This window comes from Rhizobium sp. KNZ2-6A (assembly GCF_056755475.1).
In genome coordinates this window covers 39,897-62,258 of the sequence record NZ_JBNDIC010000036.1, presented here as the reverse complement: position 1 = coordinate 62,258, position 22,362 = coordinate 39,897, and the positions used below count along the sequence as shown (strand labels likewise).

Here is a 22,362-nt window from a genome sequence, read left to right as displayed (position 1 = left end):
CCGTCATCCGGCAATGTGTGAAAACCGCATGCGAAGCGGCATGAAGTTTAGCTTTGACAGAAACGGCCGCAACGATTAAGGGGACCGGCTGATATTTCCCTTAAAACGCCGGCTTCCCCGGCATTGCCGAATTTCCATTCGGCCATTCATGAGGCTTTGACAGTGGCGAAAGCGGAACTTGGAACAAAACGTACCGACCCCGATACCGGCAAGAAGTTCTATGACTTGAACCGGGATCCGGTGATCTCGCCCTATACCGGCAAGTCCTGGCCCTTGTCCTTCTTCGAGGAAACCTCCGCTTCCAAGGAAGTTCCGGAAGAAGAGGAAGTGGCTGAAGTCGATACCGAAAACACGGAAGTCGAACTGGTCTCGCTCGAGGATGCCGATGAGGCCGCCTCCGGCGACGACATTCCGGATATCGGCGATGACGATGTCGAAATCGGCGACGATGATGACGACGACACCTTCCTCGAAGCCGACGAAGACGAAGATGATGACGATATGAGCGACATCATCGGCGTTACCGGCGACGAAGACGACGTCTGATCTTGAAGACAGTCGGCCCGGGAACCAAGAAAAATTCCCCGGGCCGAATTTTTCGGCTTGCTATCTGTAAAAACCAGAAGTAATAAGCCGCCACCCCGACGGGCGTAGCGCTCGAAGGGACCCAGGGCCGGTCAAACGGCACCACCTTGATGGGGCTATAGCTCAGCTGGGAGAGCGCTTGCATGGCATGCAAGAGGTCAGCGGTTCGATCCCGCTTAGCTCCACCAGCCTTCGCTCTCCGAGCTTCGGCTCGGCAGGCCAGCAGACGAAGGCTGCCGCGCTGAAGTTGCGCAGCAACGCAAGCGGGCCTTTCTCCACTTGGTACACATTTCATCTTTCAATGCCTCGCTTCTATGGTTGGACTGTCCGATTGAGCTTCGGCTCGGCAGGCCAGCAGACGAAGGCTGCCGCGCTGAAGTTGCGCAGCAACGCGGGCTCTTTTCCAAATATCTTCAGCGAATCAAAATTCGAACGTGCTGTTCGGACAAGCGATCCTTATCGTATTGGTTGCGCTCCTGCCCGCGCACACTATCATGCTCAGCATGAAATACGTCTACATCCTTCAAAGCTGTGATTTTCCTGATCGTCACTATGTTGGCGTGACCGGAGATCTGAAAGCTCGCCTGGCAAAGCACAACGCCAGAGAAGTGCCTCACACATCGAAATACGCGCCATGGTCGCTCAAGACCTACATTGCCTTTTCAGATGAGGCGCAGGCGCTTGCCTTCGAAAAATATCTCAAATCGGGATCAGGACGCGCTTTTGCAAAGAACAGGTTGTAGCTGTCTTTAGCGAGACTCCATTTCAAACCACCCCCATAATCCTCCGCATTCCCCCAACTTCGTGCTAGCCTCGAATCCTCCGCAAACAACTCCGATTCGGCCATGACCAGACAGCGTCGCCGTCGCCTCATCAAGACCCGCCGCACGGTGACGGGGTTTCTGCTCGTTGCCTCGATCGCCTTTCTGGCCGGGATGACCGATGCCGTCGGGCTGATGCTGACGGGCAATTTCGTGTCCTTCATGACCGGCAATACCACGCGGGCGGCGATTGCGCTCGGAATGGGCGAGTTCGGCCACGCGGCGGTGCTGTTTTCGGCCATCCTGACATTCATTCTCGGCAATGCGCTCGGGATCGTCATCGCCCATGCGGCGGACCGGCGGGCTTTCGTGGTGCTTGCCAGCGTCAGTATCCTTCTGGCCGCCGCCGCGGGCTTTGCGGAGCCGTCGCTGGTTCTGGTGCAGTTCTATCTGGTGGTGCTGGCCATGGGCATGGTCAATGCCACGGTCGAGCATATCGAAGGCCTGCCGATCGGCCTCACCTATGTCACCGGGGCGCTCTCGCGCTTCGGTCGCGGTCTTGGCCGTTTCCTGCTGGGGGATCGGGATTTTCTCTGGACGGTGCAGATCGTGCCCTGGAGCGGCATGATCTCAGGCGCCATCATCGGCGCGCTTCTGGCCGGCGCCTTTGGCGCACACGCGCTTTGGGTGGTGTCCATGGTCGCCCTTGTCCTGGCGCTGTCGACGCTTTTCATCCCGCGTCCGCTGCAGCGCCGCTTCAATCAGCGCTTCGTTGTTTCGGCATCGATGGTGCGGCGATCGAAATAGCCGCATTGCAGCGCACAAAAATCTGCTAGGGAGAAAAACGAATCGTTTTGCCGACAAGCATAAGGATATGCCGTGTTCGTTTTTTCGAAACTTGTCTGGATTTTCGGTCAGCCGCTGTCGCTGGCGTTTCTTTTCATCCTGCTGGCATTCATCGCCGCGCTGCTGCGCTGGCGCGCTACCGTCATCACCTCGGCGCTGTTGTCGGTGCTCATCCTGTTCGTTTCGCTCTATACGACCGCCGGCGCCTATGTCGTTCAGGGGCTGGAAGAGCGCTTTCCGCAGTCGGCTGCCGATCCGGCGGACCTTAAATGCATGATCGTCCTCGGCGGCGCCACGCAGAACGAGGTAACGACGGCGCGCGGCGGCTACGAGCTCGATTCGGCCGGCGATCGCCTGATCGAAGCGCTGCGTCTCGCGCAGAAATATCCGCAGGCGCGCATCGTGATCTCGGGCGGCGATGGCTCGATCGGCGGCACCTATGAGGGCGATGCCGTCATCTCCGAGCGCTTCTTTACGGCACTCGGTATTCCCAGAGAGCGCATGGTCGAGGACCAGACCTCGCGCACCACCTTCGAGAATGCGGTCAATACGAAGGAACTGCTGGCGCAGAACGGGCTTTCGAATTGCCTGCTCATTACGTCGGGCTTCCACATGCCCCGCTCGATGGGCATCTTTCGCAAGCAGGGCATCGATGTCGTGCCTTGGCCGGTCGATTACCGCAGCACCGGCAAGGAAACGCCCGGCCTCGATTTCACGCAGCCGTCGCGCAACGCGCAACTGCTGGCGACCGGCCTGCGCGAATGGGTCGGCCTGGTCGGCTATTACGCCGTCGGCCGCACCTCGGCGCTTTATCCCGGACCGTAACCACGTGTCCGGGCCTTAACCACGCGTCCGGACCGTAAGCCTATTTCTTGGAAATGGTGACGAATTTGACGCCGCGCACCCGGACGGTGATCTCGCAGCGGTCCTCGCCGTCCTTGCGGTCGCAGAAGCGCGGATGCATTTTCATGACCAGCACCATGTTACCGAAGCGCTGGATGAAATCATAGCCGTAGATCCGCGCCGTGGCGATCATCAGATAGCCGCCCTCGGCCACCTGGACGTAGAAATTATAGGGGCAGCCTTCATCCGTGCAGTAGGGGCCTTTTTCGCCCTTGCAGGTGATCTCGCCCTCGTTGACGACGATGTCGGTCAGCTTGTCGTTATTGATATCCTGCTCGGTCGCGAAGTGCTCGCCGAAGCTTACCTGGCCGTCGCAGCTCTTGGTGAAGTGATCCTTCTCGAATGCCACGGGATCCTGCAGGATCGATTGCTGCGCCTCGGCCACAGCGGGCATGATCACGAATGTGATGAGATTGAGGATCACGATCAGCAGGGATTTCACGGGGGATTCCTCTTCGAAGCACCATCGCGGCCGCGATGGTCGCCACAGCCGCTGCGACATCTTTACATCAGCCGGCTTGCGCGGCCCTTGCCGTCGTGATTCATTTCGAGAAAATCGCCGGCGCCTCGTTGGAGTTTTCGATGTCGCTTCTCTCGTTTCTTGATTATGCCGGCGTCGCCCTTTTTGCCGCAACCGGTGCGCTCGCAGCCTCGCGCAAGCAGCTCGATCTGATCGGCTTCCTGTTCCTGGCCGCCGTCACCGGCATCGGCGGCGGCACGCTTCGCGATATCGTCCTTGGCCGCGTGCCCGTCTTCTGGGTGCTGAACCCGACCTATATCATCATCTGCGCCATGGTCGGCGTTCTGGTCTTCTTCACCGCGCATCTGTTCGAATCGCGCTACAGGCTGCTCATCTGGCTCGATGCGGTGGGATTGTCGGCCTATTGCGTCATGGGGGCGGCCAAGGGCATGGCGGCGACGGGCTCGCCCACCGTCGCCATCGTCACCGGCGCGCTGACGGCGACGTTCGGCGGCATCCTGCGCGATCTCCTGGCAAACGAACCCTCGGTGCTGCTGCGGCCGGAAATCTATGTCACGGCCTCGCTCGTCGGCGCCGGCGTCTTCACGGCCGCCAATGCGACGATGCTTCCACTCTATGCCTCTGCGGGATTGGGCGTGATCGCGGCCTTCGCCGTGCGCGGCGGCGCGCTCTGGTTCGGCTGGACCTTCCCGACCTATCGCCACAGGCCAGGCCGGCATCCGGACGACGTGATGTAGATTGAAGGCAGTAGGAATTAGGCAGTAGGCAACTAGCGGATGCCTGGGAGACAATTCTATTGCCTATTGCCTATTGCCTATTGCCTATTGCCTATTGCCTATTCTTGCGGCGCAGGCGGATCACCACGTCGACATGGGCGATTTCCATGCCTTTCGGCGGCTCCGGCAGATTGTCGATCGTCAGGTTGCTGATCGGGATATCCAGCACCTCGTTGTGGCCTTCCACGAAAAAGTGATGGTGGTCGGAAACATTGGTATCGAAATAGGTCTTGGTGCTTTCGACGGCGAGCACGCGGATCAAGCCAGCCTCGGTGAACTGGTGCAGCGTGTTGTAGACGGTTGCGAGCGAAACCGGGACCCCGGCGGTAACGGCTTCCTCGTGAAGCTCCTCCACCGTCAGATGGCGGTCGCCCTTGGCGAAGAGAAGGTCTCCCAGTGCAATCCGCTGTCGGGTCGGCCTCAGGCCGACATTGCGCAGCCTGGTTTCGATCGCGATTTCGGCTTCTTCCGCCATTCAGGGACTCCGGATTCCTGATCTCTATAATTCTTTACTAAGCCATATAACTTTTGCCTTGATTGCTTTCAATAGTTTCAATGGGGTGGGAAGGTGCTCAAAAGCCGCAAAAAACCGGCTTTTGGCGCAATTCGCTCTGGTCGCGGCTCTGGCGTTCCTGTATGCGACCACCACATAACGGCTAGTGCGGTCGATTGAACGGATGAATGAGAGTGCGATGCTTTCGCTTCATTTTCTGTCCATCTTGCACTAAAGCTTCACATCCATCGGCATTCATGCGGGGGAAACGGATTTTTTATGACGACGAGACAGTCCAGCTTCAATTACGAGGAAATCCTGGCTTGCGGCCGCGGCGAACTGTTCGGCCCGGGCAACGCGCAGCTTCCCCTGCCGCCGATGCTGATGGTCCATCGCATTACTGAAATTTCCGAGACCGGCGGTGCCTTCGACAAGGGCTTCATCCGCGCCGAATACGACGTGCGCCCCGATGACTGGTATTTCCCCTGCCATTTCGCCGGCAATCCGATCATGCCGGGCTGCCTCGGCCTTGACGGCATGTGGCAGCTGACCGGCTTCTTCCTCGGCTGGCTCGGCGAGCCCGGCCGCGGCATGGCGCTTTCGACAGGCGAAGTGAAGTTCAAGGGTATGGTCCGCCCGGATACGAAGCTTCTCGAATACGGCATCGACTTCAAGCGCGTCATGCGCGGCCGCCTGGTCCTCGGCACCGCCGACGGCTGGCTGAAGGCCGATGGCGAGATCATCTATCAGGCGACGGACCTGCGCGTGGGCCTGTCGAAGGACAAGGTCGCCTGAACTGCGGCGCCGCCGCCTCCACAAAGACAGACGTTTTAGAAAAGGTCATCGACATGAGACGGGTAGTTGTTACGGGTCTGGGCATTGTCTCTTCGATTGGAAGCGATGCGCAAGAAGTGACCGCCTCGCTGCGCGAAGCCAAATCCGGCATTTCTTTCTCTCCCGATTTCGCCGAGCACGGCTTCAAGTGCCAGGTCTGGGGTTCGCCGAAGATCGATACGACCGATCTGGTGGATCGCCGCGCCATGCGCTTCCTGTCGCAGGGCGGCGCCTGGAACCATGTCGCGATGAAGCAGGCGATCGCCGATAGCGGCCTCGAGGAAGGCGATATCACCAACGAGCGCACCGGCATCATCATGGGCTCCGGCGGCCCGTCGACCCGCACGCTGATCGAAGCGGCCGACATCACCCGCAAGAACAACAGCCCGAAGCGCATCGGCCCGTTTGCCGTGCCGAAGTCGATGTCGTCGACCGCGTCTGCAACGCTTGCGACCTGGTTCAAGATTCACGGCGTCAACTACTCCATCTCGTCCGCCTGCTCGACCTCGGCGCACTGCATCGGCAATGCCGCCGAGATGATCCAGTGGGGCAAGCAGGATGTCATGTTCGCCGGCGGCCACGAGGATCTCGACTGGACCATGTCGAACCTCTTCGACGCCATGGGCGCCATGTCGTCCGACTTCAACGAAAACCATCCGGAAACCGCCTCGCGTGCCTATGATGCCAAGCGCGATGGCTTCGTCATCGCCGGCGGCGCCGGCGTACTGGTTCTGGAAGAGCTCGAGCATGCCAAGGCACGCGGCGCCAAGATCTATGCCGAGATCGTCGGCTACGGCGCCACCTCTGATGGTTACGACATGGTGGCACCTTCGGGCGAAGGTGCGGTGCGGTGCATGCGCCAGGCGCTCGCCACGGTGAAGGGCGATATCGACTACGTCAACACCCACGGCACCTCGACGCCGGTGGGCGACAGCAAGGAAATCGGCGCGATTCGCGAAGTCTTCGGCGACAAGATCCCGCCGATCCAGTCGACCAAGTCGCTGACGGGCCATTCGCTCGGCGCGGCCGGCGTTCAGGAATCGATCTATTCGATCCTGATGATGCAGGAGCGCTTCATCGGCGAAAGCGCCCATATCGCCGAACTCGATCCGGAATTCGAAGGCGTGCCGATCGTGCGCAAGCGCATCGACAACGCCAAGTTCGATATCGCTCTTTCGAACTCCTTCGGTTTCGGCGGCACCAACGCCACGCTCGTGTTCCAGCGCTACAACGGATAAGGCAATGACGGGAATCATGCAGGGTAAGCGCGGCCTCATCATGGGCGTCGCAAACAATCACTCGATTGCCTGGGGTATTTCAAAGGCGCTTGCAGCCGAAGGTGCGGAATTGGCGTTCACATTCCAGGGCGAGGCGCTCGGCAAGCGCGTCAAGCCGCTCGCAGCCGAAGTTGGCTCGGATTTCCTGCTGCCTTGCGACGTCGAGGATCTGGCCTCCGTTGATGCCGTCTTCGACGCGATCAAGGAGCGCTGGGGCAGGCTGGATTTCATCGTCCACGCCATTGGCTTTTCCGACAAGAACGAGCTGAAGGGGCTCTATGCCAACACCACGCGGGAGAATTTCACCCGCACCATGGTGATTTCCTGCTTCTCCTTCACCGAGATCGCCAAGCGTGCCGCCGATCTGATGACGGAAGGCGGCAGCATGCTGACGCTGACCTACAACGGCTCGACGCGCGTGATCCCGAACTACAACGTCATGGGCGTCGCCAAGGCCGCGCTCGAGGCTTCCGTTCGCTATCTCGCCGCCGATTACGGCCCGCGCGGTATCCGTGTCAACGCCGTTTCCGCCGGCCCGATCCGCACGCTTGCCGGCGCCGGCATTTCGGATGCCCGCGCCATCCTGTCGTGGAACCAGCGCAACGCGCCGCTGCGCAAATCCGTCACCATCGACCAGGTCGGCTCCTCGTCGCTCTACCTGCTGTCGGATCTGGCGGCAGGCGTCACCGGCGAAGTCCACTTCGTCGATGCCGGCTACAACATCACCTCCATGCCGACGCTGGAAACGCTGTCGAGCGCGGACGCGGAATAAGCGCACTCATCTGAATCGTCCTCTCGGCCCTTGGTCGGGAGGACCACATTTCCGGATATCCTTCCAGAGGATTCCCGATGACATCAAACGACGCAAAATCCCTCGCATCGACCGAACGCCTCATCCTCCGCTGCTTCATGCCCGGGGATTTCGAAGCCTATAGCGCCTACCGCTCCCTGCCGGAAATCTACCGTTTCCTGTACCGCGACCCGCCTTCGCCAGAGGTATTGCGAGAGCGTTTCGATGCCCGCTTGAATTCCCCTTTCTCCGATGATGGGGATACGCTGCTATGTGCTGCCATTCGGCGGGAGGATGGTGCCTTGGTCGGTGATGTCAGCCTGACATTCGCAAACAAGGCGGCACTTCAAGCCGAGATCGGCTATACCTCGAACCCCGCCTATGCCAGGAAGGGATATGCCACCGAGGCGACGGAAGCCTTGATTACCCTCGGCTTCGAAAAATTCGGCTTTCACCGGATTTTCGCGCGGCTGGATGCGAAGAACGCCGGCTCAGTCGGTGTCGTCGAACGGCTGGGTCTCCGCCGTGAGGCGCTTTTGATCGAAAACGATCGCTTCAATGGCGTCTGGGGCGACGAATGCGTCTACGCCGTGCTGAGCCGCGAATGGGCTGCAAGGGCGCCGAATCAGGCGCGTTAACCTCCATTCGATAAGATTTTACGAAAATTTTAGGTTAATTCTATCTTGCCGGGGACGGCCAGTTACGGCTGGCCGGAATTCCGATACAAGGCAGGCAATCAACAGTATTTCCTGCATGTCCATCGGCATTCACCATCCATTTACGGGAACCCCAGCCGTGAACACCATAACTGTTGCCAGCTCCAAACCGCTCGATCCATTGGGCGATACGACATCGCTCGAATCCGCCGCCACCCCGAGGGCATTGGGGCCGGATCTATTGCGAGCGCTTGCCATTCTCCTCGTCATGCTCGTGCATCTGCCGCTGGAAGCGACGCCGCTGCCGCTCGCCGGGATCAGGCCCTATGGCTGGATCGGCGTCGACATCTTCTTCGTGCTCAGCGGCTATCTCATCGGAAGCCAACTTATGGCGGAAGCCGCGCGCCGCCGCGCCATCGACTTCAAGGCCTTCTATCTGCGCAGGGCGTTCCGCATATTGCCGGCCTTTCTGCTCGTGCTCGCCGTCTACACATTCTTCCCATCCCTGCGCGATGCGCCGACGATGCAATCCGCCTGGCGGTTCCTCACCTTCACGGTCAATTTCGGGCTTGACCCTCGTCTCGGCAGCGCGTTCACCGAAACCTGGTCACTGAGCGTCGAGGAGCATTTCTATCTCGTTCTGCCGGTTTTCGTCGTCCTGCTCAAGCGGCGAGCGACGGTGGGCTTCGTCGCCCTTCTGGTCGCGACGATCGTGATCGCCGGCATGGGTCTGCGGTTCGCGCTCTGGCAGAGCCATGTCGGCCCGATTGCCGAAATGCAAATCTACAGGGAGGCCTTCGCCGTCTATCTCAGGGATGTCTATTACCCGACATATAACCGGCTGGACGGGCTCACCTTCGGCGTCGTTCTGGCGGCGATCCGGCTGTTCAAGCCGTTGCTGTGGGAACGATACATGCCGTCCCACATCGCGCTCGGTATCGGCGGCATGTTCGTGATGGCGGCGCTCGTGATCTTTTCCGTCCGAGGGCCGCTCGCCGAAGCCAATCTGCCGCTGGTGTTCCAGCCTCTTCCAGGCGCGGTCGTCGGCTTTCCGCTATTCTCGGCGGGCGTGGCGTTCATTCTCGGCGCATTGCTGGACCTGCAGCCGAGGATCTGGCGCTGGCACCTTCCGGCCATATCAGGCATCGCGACGCTCTCCTACAGCCTCTATCTCACCCATAAGGGCGTCTACCATCTCGACCAGATGGTGTTCGGCAAGGACAATCTTCAAGGGCTATCAGGCTTCGTCATCTATCTCGCCACCTGCTTCATCGTGGCGGCGACGCTCTGGTTTCTCGTCGAAAGGAACTTCCTGATCCTGCGGGATCATCTGATGCCGCGCGCACGGCGCGCCGACGAAACCTGATCCATAAAAGAAAGGCGGCCCTTTGGCCGCCTTCATCGCTTATTTCTTTGCCCAGAGCACCTTGTAGCGGGCATTGCGGCAGGTCTCGCCGAATTCCTTGAAATTCTCGGCCAGCACCGGCTCGTAGGGCAGGCCGCGATTGGCGACCAGCATCAGCCGACCGCCGCCACGCAGCGCCGAGGCGGCCGTCTTGATCATTGCCTGGCCAAGCGAAGGCTCGGCGGCATGGCCCTCATGGAAGGGCGGGTTCATGATGATCAGATCGTACTTGTCCTTGACCGGCTCGCTTGCCAGATCGTGCCAGAAGAAGCGCTGGGCGACCTTCGGGCAGTGCGACAGCAGATTGGCGCGTGCGGCCTCCAGAGCGCCGTAGTGGGCCTCGTAGAGGTCGATACGCTCGATCCTCGGCGATTTCGTTGCGAGTTCGACGGAGAGATAGCCCCAGCCGGCGCCGAAATCGGCGGCATCGCCGGCAAAGTCAGTTGGCAGGCGCGAGGCGAGCAGTTCGGAACCGGCATCGACACGATCATGCGAGAACATGCCGGGCGCCGTGGTGAAACTGTCGTCGACGAGGATCGCCGGCTTTGCAAGCTGCGCCGTCAACAGCTTGATGTCGGCGGGACGGGCAAACCAGAAGGCAACGCCGTGATATTTCGGCATGTGCTGGATCTCGAGACCGAAGGCCTCGACGCGCTTGCGCAGCGGCTGGATGCCGTCTTCCTTGCCGCCGGCAACGACAATCAGACCGCCTTCCCTAACGCGCGCCAGCGCTTCGGCGATATGATCCTCATTCTCGCCCTTGTGCTTGCCGCAGAGCACCAGCGCGCCGTCATAGCCTTCGCCTTCGATCTCCGGCGTCACGTTGATCCGCTGCGCCTGCAGCTGGCGATAGAAGGGGCGGAAACCCTGGACGGCGGACAGCTCGGCGGCAAAGCCTTCCGGCAGCGCAAAGCCCGCCTCGGCACCGAGAAACAGGATGCGCTGACCCTCGCCGGGCGCGTCGACAGTGCCGGAGGCAAAGGGATGAAACAGGGTCTTCAGGGCATCGCGGCTCATGGGCGTCGTCTCGTTATGGGTTTCGTTGGTCAGGCTTGCTGGCAGGTGTCTGTTTCCGCGCGTGCCCCTCACCCTAGCCCTCTCCCCGTCGGGACGGGGAGAGGGGACGACGGAGCAAGACAAGATGCCCAGTTTGAGAGAGGGCGATCATCAAGCACTGTCAAATCCCCTCTCCCCGCAATGCGGGGAGAGGGCTAGGGTGAGGGGCTGGGCACAGAGCTTCGGAAAAACCGAAATCGCCAGCCTCTTCAATATAAAAAGGGCGCGGAAAAGATCCCGCGCCCCGGAACGGAAATGAAGGCGCAGCTTACTCGGCCGCGTCGTCCTTCTTCTTGTCGGCAGCAATTTCCTGGCCGGTCGCCTGGTCGACGACCTTCATGGACAGGCGAACCTTGCCGCGCTCGTCGAAGCCGAGCAGTTTGACCCAGACCTTGTCGCCTTCCTTGACGACGTCCTGCGTCTTGGCAACGCGCTCGGAAGCGAGCTGCGAGATGTGGACGAGGCCGTCACGGGCGCCGAAGAAGTTGACGAAGGCGCCGAAGTCGGCGGTCTTGACAACAGTGCCTTCGTAGATCTGGCCGACTTCCGGTTCCGCGACGATCGAGTGGATCCACTTGCGGGCCGCTTCGATTTCCTTGCCGGAAGAGGAGGCGATCTTGACGGTGCCGTCATCCTCGATGTTGATCTTGGCGCCGGTCTTTTCGACGATTTCGCGGATGACCTTGCCGCCCGAACCGATGACTTCGCGGATCTTGTCGACCGGGATGTTCATGACTTCGATGCGCGGTGCGAATTCGCCGAGCTGGCCACGGCTTTCGGTGATTGCCTTGGACATTTCGCCGAGGATGTGAGCACGACCGCCCTGTGCCTGGCCGAGAGCGACCTTCATGATCTCTTCCGTGATGCCGGCGATCTTGATGTCCATCTGCAGCGAGGTGATGCCGTCGGCAGTGCCGGCGACCTTGAAGTCCATGTCGCCGAGGTGGTCTTCGTCACCGAGAATGTCGGAAAGAACGGCGAAACGATCGCCTTCCAGGATCAGACCCATGGCGATACCGGCAACCGGCTTGGCCAGCGGAACGCCGGCGTCCATCAGCGCGAGCGAGGTGCCGCAAACCGTTGCCATCGAGGACGAGCCGTTCGACTCGGTGATCTCGGAAACGACGCGCAGCGTGTAGGGGAACTGTTCAGCCGTCGGCAGCATCGGGCGGATAGCGCGCCATGCGAGCTTGCCGTGACCGATTTCGCGACGACCCGGGGAACCCATGCGGCCGGTTTCGCCAACCGAGTAGGGCGGGAAGTTGTAATGGAGCAGGAAGCGCTCCTTGTACATGCCCGTCAGGCTGTCGACATACTGTTCGTCTTCACCGGTGCCGAGCGTGGCGACGACGATCGCCTGCGTCTCGCCGCGGGTGAACAGGGCGGAGCCGTGCGTGCGCGGCAGCAGGCCGACTTCCGAGACGATCGGGCGAACGGTCTGCAGGTCGCGGCCGTCGATGCGGCTGGAGGTGTCGAGGATGTTCCAGCGGACGATCTTCGCCTGCAGGTGCTTGAAGATGGCAGCGACTTCTTCGGCCGTGTACTTGGCTTCGCCTTCTTCGGGCAGGAAGTGTGCCTTGACCTTCGCCTTGACGGCGTCGACGGCGGCATAGCGATCAGCCTTCTGCGTGATCTTGTAGGCGTCGCGCAGTTCGGCTTCGGCAAGGCCCAGCATTTCCTTCTCGAGCTCGGAATAGTCTTCCGGCTGGAAGTCGCGGGGTTCCTTGGCGGCGACTTCGGCGAGCTTGATGATCGCGTCGATGACGGGCTGGAAGCCGCGATGACCGAACATGACGGCGCCGAGCATGACGTCCTCAGGCAGTTCCTTGGCTTCGGATTCAACCATCAGAACGGCGTCCTGCGTGCCGGCGACGACGAGGTCGAGGCTCGATTCGTCCATCTCGTCGAGATGCGGGTTCAGCACGTATTCGCCGTTGATGTAGCCGACGCGAGCGCCGCCGACGGGACCCATGAAGGGAACGCCCGAGAGCGTCAGGGCAGCCGAGGTGGCGACCATGGACAGGATGTCGGGATTGTTTTCCAGGTCATGCTGGATAACGGTAACGACGACCTGCGTATCGTTCTTGTAGCCTTCCGGGAAAAGCGGGCGGATCGGGCGGTCGATCAGGCGCGAAACGAGTGTTTCGTTTTCGCTCGGACGGCCCTCGCGCTTGAAGTAGCCGCCGGGGATCTTGCCGGCTGCGTAGGTCTTTTCCTGGTAGTTGACGGTGAGCGGGAAGAAGTCCTGGCCCGGCTTCGGAGCCTTGGCGGAAACGACGGTCGCAAGCACCACGGTCTCGCCATAGGTGGCGACGACGGCGCCGTCGGCCTGGCGGGCGATTTTGCCGGTTTCCAGCTTCAGCGGGCGGCCTGCCCACTCGATTTCGACGGTATGGATATCGAACATGTCTTGTCCTTGCACTATGCGGGAAAAGGCGCCGTGGCCGACGATTTCGGCAGGGCGCATCTTCAACCGCACGAAATGTGACGCATCACGGGCAAGACAACGAGAGGCTTTCGAAGATCGGCCGAAGCACGAAGCTTCGGCTGAAAGCATCCGGCAATCCTGCCCCATGACAGGTCAACAGTTGTTGTTGGCAGTACCGGCCCATCCGGCCTGCCGGCAGTTTCGCGTCGCGCAATTTCAAGGCGCAAGCGAAACAGTCTCAAGGGGTTCATACCCCTCATAAGCAACCGGCGGACGTTCAGCAGAACGCCCGCCGGAGATTCCGTTAGCGGCGGATACCGAGGCTGGTGATCAGCTTGGTATAACGGCCTTCGTCCTTCTTCTTGAGGTAGTCAAGAAGCGAGCGCCGGCTGGAAACCATCGTCAGGAGACCACGACGGGAGTGGTTGTCCTTCTTGTGGTCCTTGAAGTGTTCCGTGAGGTTGTTGATGCGCTCGGTCAGGATCGCAACCTGGACTTCCGGAGAACCGGTGTCGCCTTCAACGGTCGCATATTCCTTGATCAGCGCAGCCTTGCGCTCAGCAGTGATCGACATCGGATAGTCCTTTCTATGAGAGGAAATTAAAGTCGCCAAACGCCGGGATGTCGTCCAGCATTGGCCGCGAATGCAATCAGGCAAGCCCGATGCTGGCGCTGCCTATAAACCAAATGAGCGCCAATGGAAAGAGGGTTCTCCCTGCAGCGGTTTCAGCGGTCCGCCATGGCGTCCCGGATCATGGCATCGTAGCCCTCCGGATCTTGCAGCATCGCGAAATGGCTCGCGTCCTTCAGTATGACGAGCTTGGCACCCGGAATCTCCTTCGCCATCATCTGCGTATGGTCGAGCTTCACCGCCTCGTCATGGTCACCGATGGCAAGCGTCACCGGCACGGCGATCTTTCCAAGGTCGGCTGCCGTCCATGCAGGCTGCGTCGCCCACATCTGCGAAATCTGGTTGACGAAGGCATCATACTCGTTCGGCGTCGGCGACAGCTTCTTGTAATACTCGCCGGCGACATTGATGTAATCGTTGAAGGTCTTATCGCTCATGACGTCAGGCTTCACGCCGTCGGTCGTGACATTGGCCGCTTGCGCGATCACGCGCGTCAGCTTTTCCGGATGTTTCATCGCCATGTCGATGCCGATGATGCCGCCATCGGACCAACCGACCAGCGTCACCTTGCCAATCTTCAGATAGTCGAGCAGCGCGACGTAATCCGAGGTCATCAGATCATAGCCGAAGGGCTGCTCACTGCGCGTCGAGCGGCCATGCCCGCGGCTGTCGGCAACAATCACCAGGTGATCCCTCGCGAAATCGGCAACCTGAGCGCCCCAGACGTCGGCATTCCCGAGGCCGCCATGGATGAAGAGGATCGGGTCGCCTTGGCCATATTCGGCATAATACATCTTGATGTCGTTGACATCGGCCATGCCGCTCGTTTTCGGCTGCGGCATTGGCGGAAATGGCGGTAGCCCGGCCCACCGCTCGGCGGACTGGGCGTTCGTAACTGTCAGGAACAGGGAAAGGAATGCAAGTATTCCGAATGCAACTCTGCGCATGTTTGCCCCCTTTGGACGGGCCATGATGGCCCGTCGGGAAACATATCGCATCGCCGTTGCCCGCAATAGCCGCTATTTCCGGTTGATTGAGATCAGCCGAACACGCGCTTGGGGCGGAATTCGCCCTGACCGATCTCGCCGATGGCGATCAGCTTGCCGCGGGCCGTGGCATAGGCCTCGGTTTCGGCGACCGGCGCATCGCGACCGCGCACCAGGATCGGATTGCCCATCTTCAGGCGATGCGCCTGGTCGTCGCTGATGACGAGATGCGGCAGCGAGGACAGGGCTTCGGCCGTGTCGATCAGCAGCGCGTCGAGGGCCGCGAGCCGCTCGTCGGCATTCTCGATCTCTTCCAGCGCCACCAGGTCGGAAAGCGGCACCATGGCTTCTTCGGCGAAGGGAGCGACGAAGCTGCGGCGCAGGCCGGAAATATGGCCGTAGCAGCCGAGATCGCGGCCGAAATCGCGGGCAAGTGCGCGCACATAGGTGCCCTTGCCGCACTCGACCTCGAAATGTGCCGTGCTGGCATCCGGGCAGGCAAGCAGTGTCAGGCGGAAAATCTCCACTTCACGCGAGGGGATCTCGACGGTTTCCCCCTCGCGGGCGAGATCGTAGGCGCGCTCGCCGGCGATCTTGATGGCGGAGAACTGCGGCGGGATCTGCTGGATGACGCCGGTATAGTTCGGCAGCAGCGCGCGGATGGCCTCTTCGCTCGGGCGCTTGTCCGAGGTGGCGGTGATCTCGCCTTCGAGGTCGTCGGAGGCGCGTTCCTCGCCCCAGGTCACGGTGAATTCATAGATCTTGCGGCCGTCCATGACGTAGGGGACCGTCTTGGTGGCGTCGCCGAGCGCGATCGGCAGCATGCCGGATGCGAGCGGATCGAGCGTGCCGGCATGACCGGCCTTCTGCGCCTTGAACAGCCACTTGATCTTGGAAACGGCTTCGGTCGAGCCGAAATCGACCGGCTTGTCGAGGATGAGCCAGCCCGAAATCGGGCGGCCCTTGGGCTTGCGTGGTTTGGACATTCTCTGTCTCTGTTATTGATCTTGGTCGTTATCGTCGTCGAGATCGCGGCTGACCTCGGGCGAGCGCAGCAGTTCGTCGATCTTCTTGTAATTGTCGAAGCTCGTATCGTCGCGGAAGCGGACTTCCGGCATGTACTTCATCTGGCGAAGCTGCGGGCCGAGGCGGCCGCGGATATATTTCGCATGGCGGTTCAGCGCCTCAATGATGGCGCCGTGGTCGGAGACGCCGAGGGGGGTCACGAAAGCGGTGGCGATCTTCAGATCCGGTGACATGCGCACTTCGGAAATGGAGATCACGGTACGCTCAATCAGGTCGTCGCGCACTTCGCCGCGCTGCAGAACCTGCGTGATCGCTGAGCGCACCTGCTCGCCGACGCGAAGCATGCGCTGCGAGGGCGCGGAAGAAGTTGGTCTGGTCATGGTTGTTCCGTTAGCAGCGTCCCTTGGACGCGATAAAGGGGGTCAAATGACTCGATCCGGCGCAAAGGTCAAGGCTGGAGAGGGTTTGCGGCCCGCCAGAAGCCGAGAATCCCTTCAAATACGATCTCCTGCTCCGCCTGGGGGAGAAAATGGATGCCGGGACATAGGCCGCGAAGGAGGCGGAACCCAAGAAAAAACCGCCGGTTTCGGCCGGCGGTTTTGATATCTGGCAAATCGAAGATTGCTTAGAGCGTACGGGTGATATGCTCGACGCGGAAGCACTCGATGGTGTCGCCGGCGCGGATATCTTCGTAATTCTCGAAGGCCATGCCGCATTCCTGGCCGACATTGACTTCCGACACTTCGTCCTTGAAGCGCTTGAGCGTCTTGAGCTTGCCTTCGTGGATGACGACGTTGTCGCGCACCAGGCGGACGCCGACGCCACGCTCGACCTTGCCTTCGGTGACGCGGCAGCCCGCGACCTTGCCGACCTTCGTGATGTTGAACACCTCGAGGATCTCGGCATTGCCGAGGAAGGTTTCGCGACGCTCCGGAGAGAGCAGGCCCGACATGGCCGCCTTCACGTCATCTACCAGGTCGTAGATGATGTTGTAATAGCGGATTTCGATGCCCTGACGCTCGGCGAACTGACGTGCCTGCGCGTTGGCGCGGACATTGAAGCCGATGATGGCCGCGTTGGAAGCTTCCGCCAGCGAGACATCCGACTCGGTGATGCCGCCTGCGCCCGAATGGACGATGCGGGCACGAACTTCGTCGGTGCCGAGCTTGTCGAGAGCGCCGGCAATGGCTTCGATCGAGCCCTGCACGTCGCCCTTGATGACCAGCGGGAACTCCTTCACGCCGACAGCCTGGAGCTGGGTCATCATCTGCTCGAGCGAGCCGCGCTGACCGGACAGGCGTGCAGCCGCCTTGTCGCGGGTGAGGCGCTGGCGATATTCCGAGATCTCGCGGGCACGGCTTTCGCTTTCGACGACGGCGAACTTGTCGCCGGCCTGCGGTGCGCCGGAAAGGCCGAGCAGTTCGACCGGCATGGCCGGGCCTGCTTCCTTCACATGCTCACCCTTGTCGTTGACGAGCGCGCGGACGCGGCCCCACTGATCGCCGGCAACGACGATCTGGCCGGGACGCAGCGTACCCTTCTGCACGAGCACGGTAGCCACCGAGCCGCGGCCGCGATCGAGCTGGGCTTCGATGACGGTGCCTTCGGCCGTGCGGTTCGGATTGGCCTTGAGATCAAGGATTTCAGACTGCAGCAGAATGGCTTCCAGCAGCTTGTCAAGGTTGGTGCGGTTCTTCGCGGAGACTTCCACGTCGAGAACTTCACCGCCCATCGATTCGACGAAGACTTCGTGCTGCAGCAGTTCCGTGCGGACCTTCTGCGGATTGGCTTCGTGCTTGTCGATCTTGTTGATCGCCACGATGATCGGAACACCCGCCGCCTTGGCGTGGTTGATCGATTCGATCGTCTGCGGCATCACGCTGTCGTCGGCCGCGACCACCAGGATGGCGATGTCGGTCGCCTGGGCGCCACGGGCACGCATTGCCGTGAAGGCGGCGTGGCCGGGCGTGTCGATGAAGGTGATCTTCTGACCGTTCTGCTCGACCTGATAGGCGCCGATATGCTGGGTGATGCCACCGGCTTCACCGGCCACCACGTTGGCGTGGCGGATGGCGTCGAGCAGCGACGTCTTGCCGTGGTCGACGTGACCCATGATGGTGACGACGGGCGGACGGGAAACCAGTTCGCCTTCCTCGTCGGCAACGTTGAAGATGCCCTGTTCGACGTCGGATTCCGAAACACGCTTGACCGTGTGGCCGAATTCGCCGGCGATGAGTTCGGCCAGATCGGCGTCGATGACGTCGCCCGGCTTCATCATCTGACCTTCCTTCATCAGGAACTTGATGACGTCGACGGCGCGTTCGGACATGCGCTGCGACAGTTCCTGAATGGTGATGGTCTCAGGCAGCACGACTTCGCGCGAGATCTTTTCGCGCGTTTCCTGCATCTGGCTGCGGCGGAACTTCTCCTGGCGGCGGCGCATGGCCGAAAGCGAGCGGCCGCGGGCGGAGCCGTCCTCGTCGACATTGGCCGTCGTTACCGTCAGCTTGCCGCGGCGACGCTCGTCCTCAGTCTTCGGACGCGTGGTAACCGGCTTTGCCGGCTCAGGGCGCGTAACCTTGCCGCGGGCCGGAGCGCCACGGGGCGGGCCACGATCGCTCTCTTCTTCATTGACGCGACGGCGGTTGGCCGGTGCTTCGCCGGCGGGAGCGCCAGGACGTGCCGGCTGAGGAGCCGCATCCGGACGACGCGCAACGACGGGAGCAGCAGGCGTCTGAACCGCCGGCTTCGGCGCTTCCACCGATGCGGGCGTCTCGACCTTGGCTTCGGCGGCGCGGGCGGCCTCTTCGGCGGCGCGACGGGCAGCTTCGGCCTGTTCGGCGATGCGGCGTGCCTCGTCTTCCTGACGGCGGCGCGCTTCTTCCTCGGCGCGGCGCACGGCATCCGCGGCATCGCGGGCCTGGGCGTCCGCAAGTGCGCGACGGCGCGCATCCATTTCATCGGCGGACAGGTGGTTCAGAACCACCGGACGCGACGAGCGTTCCTGCTGCGGGCGTTGCTGACCCTGGTTGGGCTGTCCCGGCCGCTGCTGCTGGCCACCAGGCTGATGAATGCGCGGAGCCGGCTGCGGTGGGCGCGGCGGCTGCGGTGTCGGTTCCGCAACCCGCGTCACCGATTGCGTTGCAGCAGCCGTCGTCGTTGAAGCAACGATCGGCTTTTCGTCTTCGGGGCGCAGAGGGCGGCGCTTACGGGTCTCAACCACGACCGCCTTGGTGCGACCGCGGCCCATGTCCTGGCGCACGGTGCCCTGGTTTACGCCTGAAGGCTTCAGGGTGAGGGTCTTCTTACCCGAAACACTCAGCGTCTTGTCGTCTTGATTGTCGGTCATTCCGTTCCTGTTCCTTCGGACAGGGCTCGGAAACGTCCGTCAGGCCCTGTCGTTCAATGCATGTACCTTAATGAGGCGTCCGGCAAAGGCCGGTGACCGCGTCATTGTTTTCGCCGGCCAGCGCCGCCCGTTGCCCGGGACTGACCGCCGTTGCGGTACCGTTCGAGCAGGTTTGCGCGCTTCACTACACCCTCACCCGCCTGCCCTGCAAGCGCTGCGGCATGGATAAAAGCATTCTGGCCCATCAGTTCTTCCATTTCCGCCTCCGTGAAGACACGGAAGGAGGGTATTTCCTTTTCGGTTTCCATACCGAGATGCCAGGCCTTTCGCGCCTGGTCGATCTTGCGGACGCCATCGGCGGCGGCGGCGATCGCATGAAACACGGCAAGTGCCGAGCCGTTGCGAACGGCGCCATCAACCTTTGATGAACCGCTGACGAACCGGCCCGCTTTGCGCGCCATGTGCATCATCCCGGCCAATTGCGCCACGAGAAGGCGGTCGACGATGGCACCAAGATCGGCCGGTGCCGTCACTTCCGCCTTCAAGGCGCGGGAAAACAGTTTCTTTGCCACTGCCTTGTCCACCAGCGCCCGGTCGACCTTGACCCAGCAGCCGCGTCCCGGCAGTTGCCGCTTCAGGTCGGGAACAACGGTCCCGTCGGGAGCGGCGACGAAGCGGATCAACTCATCGGGCGATCCGCTTTCGCGTGTCACGATGCACATGCGGCCGTTTGCGCCGTCATCGCCGAGACCATCGTCCTCGGCAGGTGCGCTGGGCCCCTCGGTGATCGTCATGCTTGTTGCTCGGTCTCATCCTCCGCGACCTCTTCGGTCTCAACGGCAAGATCGGCCTCGGTGATCCAGCCGGCCAGCAGGCGGGCCTGCACGACCATCTGTTCTGCTTCGACGCGCGAGACTTCGAGCTTGGAGAACAGGCCTTCGAACTTCTTCGTTTCGCCGTTCTTGCGCTCGCTCCAGCCGACGAGATCGTCGGCGGCGCAGCCGGCGAAGTCCTCGATCGTCTTGATGCCGTCCTCGCCGAGGGCGACCATCATCTGTGCGGTCATGCCGTTGATCTCTCGCAGTTCGTCGGAGACGCCGAGCGCCTTGCGCTTCTCGTCCATCTCGGCCTCGAGCTTCTCGAGATATTCGCGGGCACGGGTCTGGATTTCCTGGGCGGTGTCTTCGTCGAAACCATCGATCGAGGAGATTTCGTCGAGATCGACATAGGCCAGCTCCTCGACGGCGGCAAAGCCTTCCGAGGCCAGAACCTGACCGACCATTTCGTCCACATCGAGCGCGTCCATGAACAGGTTGGTGCGCTCGTTGAATTCCTTCTGACGGCGTTCCGATTCCTCGGCTTCCGTCATGATGTCGATATCCCAGCCGGTCAGCTGCGAGGCGAGGCGGACGTTCTGGCCGCGGCGGCCGATGGCGAGCGACAGCTGCTCGTCCGGAACAACGACTTCGATGCGCTCTGCGTCCTCGTCGAGAACGACCTTGGCGACTTCGGCCGGCTGCAGCGCGTTGACGACGAAGTTCGCCGGCTCGTTGGACCAGGGAATGATGTCGATCTTTTCGCCCTGCAGTTCGCCGACGACGGCCTGAACGCGCGAACCGCGCATACCGACGCAGGCGCCGACCGGATCGATCGAGCTATCGTTGGAAATGACGGCGATCTTGGCGCGCGAGCCCGGATCGCGGGCAACCGACTTCACTTGGATAATGCCGTCGTAGATTTCGGGCACTTCCATGGTGAAGAGCTTGACCATGAATTGCGGATGCGTGCGCGACAGGAAGATCTGCGGGCCACGCTGCTCGCGACGGACGTCGTAGACATAGGCGCGGACGCGGTCGCCGTAGCGGAAGTTTTCGCGCGGGATCATTTCGTCGCGGCGGATGATGCCTTCGCCACGGCCGAGATCGACGATGACGTTGCCGTATTCGACGCGCTTGACCGTACCGTTGACGATTTCGCCGACGCGATCCTTGAATTCGTCGAACTGGCGGTCACGCTCCGCTTCGCGCACCTTCTGCACGATGACCTGCTTGGCCGACTGGGCGGCGATGCGGCCGAAATCCATCGGCGGCAGCGGATCGGCGATGAAATCGCCAAGGGCCGCGTCCGGATTGCGGTCGCGGGCCAGTTCCAGCGGGATCTGCGTGGAATAGTCTTCGGCCTTCTCGACCACTTCGAGCAGGCGCTGCAGGCGGATTTCGCCGGTCTTCGGGTTGATGTCGGCGCGGATGTTCGATTCCGTGCCGTAACGCGAACGCGCGGCCTTCTGAATCGCGTCCGCCATTGCGGCAAGCACGATCTCGCGGTCGATGACCTTTTCGCGCGCCACTGCATCTGCGATCTGCAGAAGTTCTAGCCGGTTCGCACTGACTGCCATTGTCTTTAGTCTCCGTCTTCCTGCCCTTTGGTTCCCGTTCCGTCAGGCGGTTCGTTGATCGGTTATTCTTCTTCGTCCGCTTCGTTCTGGTTCGCAGCCTCGGCTTTGGCCAGCTTGTCGGCGCGCAGCGCGTCGCGGATGAGATCGTCCGTCAGGATCAGCTTGGCTTCGGCCAGCGTGCTGAACGGAATGGTCACCTTCGGTTCCTCGCCATAGGCAACCTGGTCGCGTTCGATCGTGAAACCTTCATCGTTAACGTCAGCGATCTTGCCGCGGAAACGCTTGCGGTTATCGACGAGGATCGACGTTTCGCACTTGACGATGTGGCCGGTCCAGCGCTGGAAATCCGATTTCCGCACCATCGGGCGGTCGATACCCGGCGAAGACACTTCGAGATGATACGCCTTATCGATCGGATCTTCCACATCAAGAACCGGCGAAATGGCCGTGGAGACCTCTTCGCAGTCCTCGACGGTCATAGTGCCGTCGTTACGCTCGGTCATGATCTGCAGCGTCAGGCCGTTCAGGTTCAGGAGACGCACGCGCACCAGGCGGAAGCCCATGCCCACAAGGACGGGCTCGATGATAGCGGCAACGCGCTGGTCAAGGCCGGTTTCGACGATCAGCCTGGGTTCATTGGTATTGTCTGCGTTTGTCACGTCCGACAAGCATTCACTCCTGCAG

At 61.4% G+C, this 22,362-nt stretch carries 22 protein-coding genes and 1 tRNA gene; 11 read left to right on the top strand and 12 right to left on the bottom strand.

All coding sequences use genetic code 11. The annotated features are described in order from the left end of the window. Nucleotides 1-162: 162 nt before the first annotated feature. The 5 genes from ACPYOP_RS22715 to ACPYOP_RS22695 all read left to right on the top strand — a co-directional run bounded on the left by ACPYOP_RS22715 (nt 163) and on the right by ACPYOP_RS22695 (nt 3,017). Nucleotides 163-546, top strand: a complete 384-nt coding sequence (locus tag ACPYOP_RS22715; protein WP_481412539.1) for a TIGR02300 family protein — start codon at nt 163-165, stop codon at nt 544-546. A gap of 151 nt (nt 547-697) precedes the next feature. Beyond that, a tRNA-Ala gene (locus ACPYOP_RS22710) sits at nt 698-773 on the top strand. A gap of 315 nt (nt 774-1,088) precedes the next feature. Continuing rightward, on the top strand, nt 1,089-1,328 hold the full coding sequence (locus ACPYOP_RS22705; RefSeq protein WP_481412549.1) for a GIY-YIG nuclease family protein: 240 nt from the start codon (nt 1,089-1,091) through the stop codon (nt 1,326-1,328). A 102-nt stretch (nt 1,329-1,430) separates the two neighbouring features. Further along, entirely contained in the window at nt 1,431-2,153 is a 723-nt protein-coding gene (locus ACPYOP_RS22700) for a YoaK family protein (RefSeq protein ID WP_481412538.1), read from the top strand. 72 nt (nt 2,154-2,225) lie between these two features. Further along, a complete protein-coding gene (locus ACPYOP_RS22695; RefSeq protein WP_481412537.1) occupies nt 2,226-3,017 on the top strand; it encodes a YdcF family protein in 792 nt (263 codons plus the stop codon). 40 nt (nt 3,018-3,057) lie between these two features. On the opposite strand, the gene ACPYOP_RS22690 is transcribed toward ACPYOP_RS22695, so the two are convergent. Continuing rightward, entirely contained in the window at nt 3,058-3,537 is a 480-nt protein-coding gene (locus tag ACPYOP_RS22690; protein WP_481412536.1) for a hypothetical protein, read from the bottom strand. 140 nt (nt 3,538-3,677) lie between these two features. Here ACPYOP_RS22690 and ACPYOP_RS22685 point away from each other — a divergent pair, with 140 nt between their 5' ends. After that, the gene (locus ACPYOP_RS22685) at nt 3,678-4,313 is read left to right on the top strand and encodes a trimeric intracellular cation channel family protein (RefSeq protein WP_481412535.1); all 636 of its coding nucleotides are present in this window, start codon (nt 3,678-3,680) and stop codon (nt 4,311-4,313) included. A 91-nt stretch (nt 4,314-4,404) separates the two neighbouring features. On the opposite strand, the gene irrA is transcribed toward ACPYOP_RS22685, so the two are convergent. Next, complete coding sequence (gene irrA / locus ACPYOP_RS22680) at nt 4,405-4,827, bottom strand: iron response transcriptional regulator IrrA (RefSeq protein WP_481412534.1); 423 nt, start codon at nt 4,825-4,827, stop codon at nt 4,405-4,407. 297 nt (nt 4,828-5,124) lie between these two features. Here irrA and fabA point away from each other — a divergent pair, with 297 nt between their 5' ends. The 5 genes from fabA to ACPYOP_RS22655 all read left to right on the top strand — a co-directional run bounded on the left by fabA (nt 5,125) and on the right by ACPYOP_RS22655 (nt 9,768). After that, complete coding sequence (fabA, locus tag ACPYOP_RS22675) at nt 5,125-5,640, top strand: 3-hydroxyacyl-[acyl-carrier-protein] dehydratase FabA (RefSeq protein WP_481412533.1); 516 nt, start codon at nt 5,125-5,127, stop codon at nt 5,638-5,640. Between the two features lie 53 nt (nt 5,641-5,693). After that, nucleotides 5,694-6,917, top strand: a complete 1,224-nt coding sequence (fabB, locus tag ACPYOP_RS22670; protein ID WP_481412532.1) for a beta-ketoacyl-ACP synthase I — start codon at nt 5,694-5,696, stop codon at nt 6,915-6,917. 4 nt (nt 6,918-6,921) lie between these two features. After that, nucleotides 6,922-7,728 (top strand): enoyl-ACP reductase FabI, encoded by an 807-nt coding sequence (gene fabI, locus ACPYOP_RS22665; protein ID WP_149635023.1) that lies wholly within the window; start codon nt 6,922-6,924, stop codon nt 7,726-7,728. Between the two features lie 77 nt (nt 7,729-7,805). Next, on the top strand, nt 7,806-8,384 hold the full coding sequence (locus ACPYOP_RS22660) for a GNAT family N-acetyltransferase (RefSeq protein ID WP_481412531.1): 579 nt from the start codon (nt 7,806-7,808) through the stop codon (nt 8,382-8,384). A 157-nt stretch (nt 8,385-8,541) separates the two neighbouring features. After that, nucleotides 8,542-9,768, top strand: coding sequence for an acyltransferase family protein (locus ACPYOP_RS22655; RefSeq protein WP_481412530.1), 1,227 nt, complete (start codon nt 8,542-8,544; stop codon nt 9,766-9,768). 39 nt (nt 9,769-9,807) lie between these two features. Here ACPYOP_RS22655 and ACPYOP_RS22650 read toward each other — a convergent pair whose 3' ends face one another. From ACPYOP_RS22650 to rimP, 10 genes are all read right to left on the bottom strand, one after another. Further along, entirely contained in the window at nt 9,808-10,824 is a 1,017-nt protein-coding gene (locus tag ACPYOP_RS22650) for a class I SAM-dependent methyltransferase (RefSeq protein WP_481412529.1), read from the bottom strand. Nucleotides 10,825-11,131: 307 nt separating this feature from the next. Further along, complete coding sequence (gene pnp / locus ACPYOP_RS22645) at nt 11,132-13,270, bottom strand: polyribonucleotide nucleotidyltransferase (protein ID WP_481412528.1); 2,139 nt, start codon at nt 13,268-13,270, stop codon at nt 11,132-11,134. A gap of 325 nt (nt 13,271-13,595) precedes the next feature. Continuing rightward, nucleotides 13,596-13,865 carry a 30S ribosomal protein S15 gene (gene rpsO / locus ACPYOP_RS22640; RefSeq protein WP_015338271.1) on the bottom strand — a complete coding sequence of 90 codons (270 nt, stop codon included), beginning with the start codon at nt 13,863-13,865 and terminating at the stop codon, nt 13,596-13,598. 152 nt (nt 13,866-14,017) lie between these two features. Then, the gene (locus ACPYOP_RS22635; RefSeq protein ID WP_481412527.1) at nt 14,018-14,869 is read right to left on the bottom strand and encodes an alpha/beta fold hydrolase; all 852 of its coding nucleotides are present in this window, start codon (nt 14,867-14,869) and stop codon (nt 14,018-14,020) included. A 92-nt stretch (nt 14,870-14,961) separates the two neighbouring features. Further along, nucleotides 14,962-15,894 (bottom strand): tRNA pseudouridine(55) synthase TruB, encoded by a 933-nt coding sequence (truB, locus tag ACPYOP_RS22630; protein ID WP_481412526.1) that lies wholly within the window; start codon nt 15,892-15,894, stop codon nt 14,962-14,964. 12 nt (nt 15,895-15,906) lie between these two features. Continuing rightward, a complete protein-coding gene (rbfA, locus tag ACPYOP_RS22625; protein WP_481412525.1) occupies nt 15,907-16,314 on the bottom strand; it encodes a 30S ribosome-binding factor RbfA in 408 nt (135 codons plus the stop codon). A 245-nt stretch (nt 16,315-16,559) separates the two neighbouring features. Next, nucleotides 16,560-19,283 (bottom strand): translation initiation factor IF-2, encoded by a 2,724-nt coding sequence (gene infB / locus ACPYOP_RS22620; RefSeq protein ID WP_481412524.1) that lies wholly within the window; start codon nt 19,281-19,283, stop codon nt 16,560-16,562. A 101-nt stretch (nt 19,284-19,384) separates the two neighbouring features. After that, a complete protein-coding gene (locus ACPYOP_RS22615; protein ID WP_481412523.1) occupies nt 19,385-20,077 on the bottom strand; it encodes an RNA-binding protein in 693 nt (230 codons plus the stop codon). Next, nucleotides 20,074-21,678 carry a transcription termination factor NusA gene (gene nusA, locus ACPYOP_RS22610; RefSeq protein ID WP_481412522.1) on the bottom strand — a complete coding sequence of 535 codons (1,605 nt, stop codon included), beginning with the start codon at nt 21,676-21,678 and terminating at the stop codon, nt 20,074-20,076. Before nusA ends, ACPYOP_RS22615 begins: the two co-directional genes overlap by 4 nt. 62 nt (nt 21,679-21,740) lie before the next feature. Next, a complete protein-coding gene (gene rimP, locus ACPYOP_RS22605) occupies nt 21,741-22,346 on the bottom strand; it encodes a ribosome maturation factor RimP (protein WP_481412521.1) in 606 nt (201 codons plus the stop codon). Between the last annotated feature and the right edge of the window lie 16 nt (nt 22,347-22,362).

Coding starts and splice junctions, on each gene's coding strand:
- ACPYOP_RS22705 (WP_481412549.1), top strand. CDS start 1,089: ATGAAATACGTCTACATCCTTCAAAGCTGTGATTTTCCTGATCGTCAC.
- ACPYOP_RS22700 (WP_481412538.1), top strand. CDS start 1,431: ATGACCAGACAGCGTCGCCGTCGCCTCATCAAGACCCGCCGCACGGTG.
- ACPYOP_RS22685 (WP_481412535.1), top strand. CDS start 3,678: ATGTCGCTTCTCTCGTTTCTTGATTATGCCGGCGTCGCCCTTTTTGCC.
- irrA (WP_481412534.1), bottom strand. CDS start 4,827: ATGGCGGAAGAAGCCGAAATCGCGATCGAAACCAGGCTGCGCAATGTC.
- fabA (WP_481412533.1), top strand. CDS start 5,125: ATGACGACGAGACAGTCCAGCTTCAATTACGAGGAAATCCTGGCTTGC.
- fabB (WP_481412532.1), top strand. CDS start 5,694: ATGAGACGGGTAGTTGTTACGGGTCTGGGCATTGTCTCTTCGATTGGA.
- fabI (WP_149635023.1), top strand. CDS start 6,922: ATGACGGGAATCATGCAGGGTAAGCGCGGCCTCATCATGGGCGTCGCA.
- ACPYOP_RS22660 (WP_481412531.1), top strand. CDS start 7,806: ATGACATCAAACGACGCAAAATCCCTCGCATCGACCGAACGCCTCATC.
- ACPYOP_RS22650 (WP_481412529.1), bottom strand. CDS start 10,824: ATGAGCCGCGATGCCCTGAAGACCCTGTTTCATCCCTTTGCCTCCGGC.
- pnp (WP_481412528.1), bottom strand. CDS start 13,270: ATGTTCGATATCCATACCGTCGAAATCGAGTGGGCAGGCCGCCCGCTG.
- rpsO (WP_015338271.1), bottom strand. CDS start 13,865: ATGTCGATCACTGCTGAGCGCAAGGCTGCGCTGATCAAGGAATATGCG.
- ACPYOP_RS22635 (WP_481412527.1), bottom strand. CDS start 14,869: ATGCGCAGAGTTGCATTCGGAATACTTGCATTCCTTTCCCTGTTCCTG.
- truB (WP_481412526.1), bottom strand. CDS start 15,894: ATGTCCAAACCACGCAAGCCCAAGGGCCGCCCGATTTCGGGCTGGCTC.
- rbfA (WP_481412525.1), bottom strand. CDS start 16,314: ATGACCAGACCAACTTCTTCCGCGCCCTCGCAGCGCATGCTTCGCGTC.
- infB (WP_481412524.1), bottom strand. CDS start 19,283: ATGACCGACAATCAAGACGACAAGACGCTGAGTGTTTCGGGTAAGAAG.
- ACPYOP_RS22615 (WP_481412523.1), bottom strand. CDS start 20,077: ATGACGATCACCGAGGGGCCCAGCGCACCTGCCGAGGACGATGGTCTC.
- nusA (WP_481412522.1), bottom strand. CDS start 21,678: ATGGCAGTCAGTGCGAACCGGCTAGAACTTCTGCAGATCGCAGATGCA.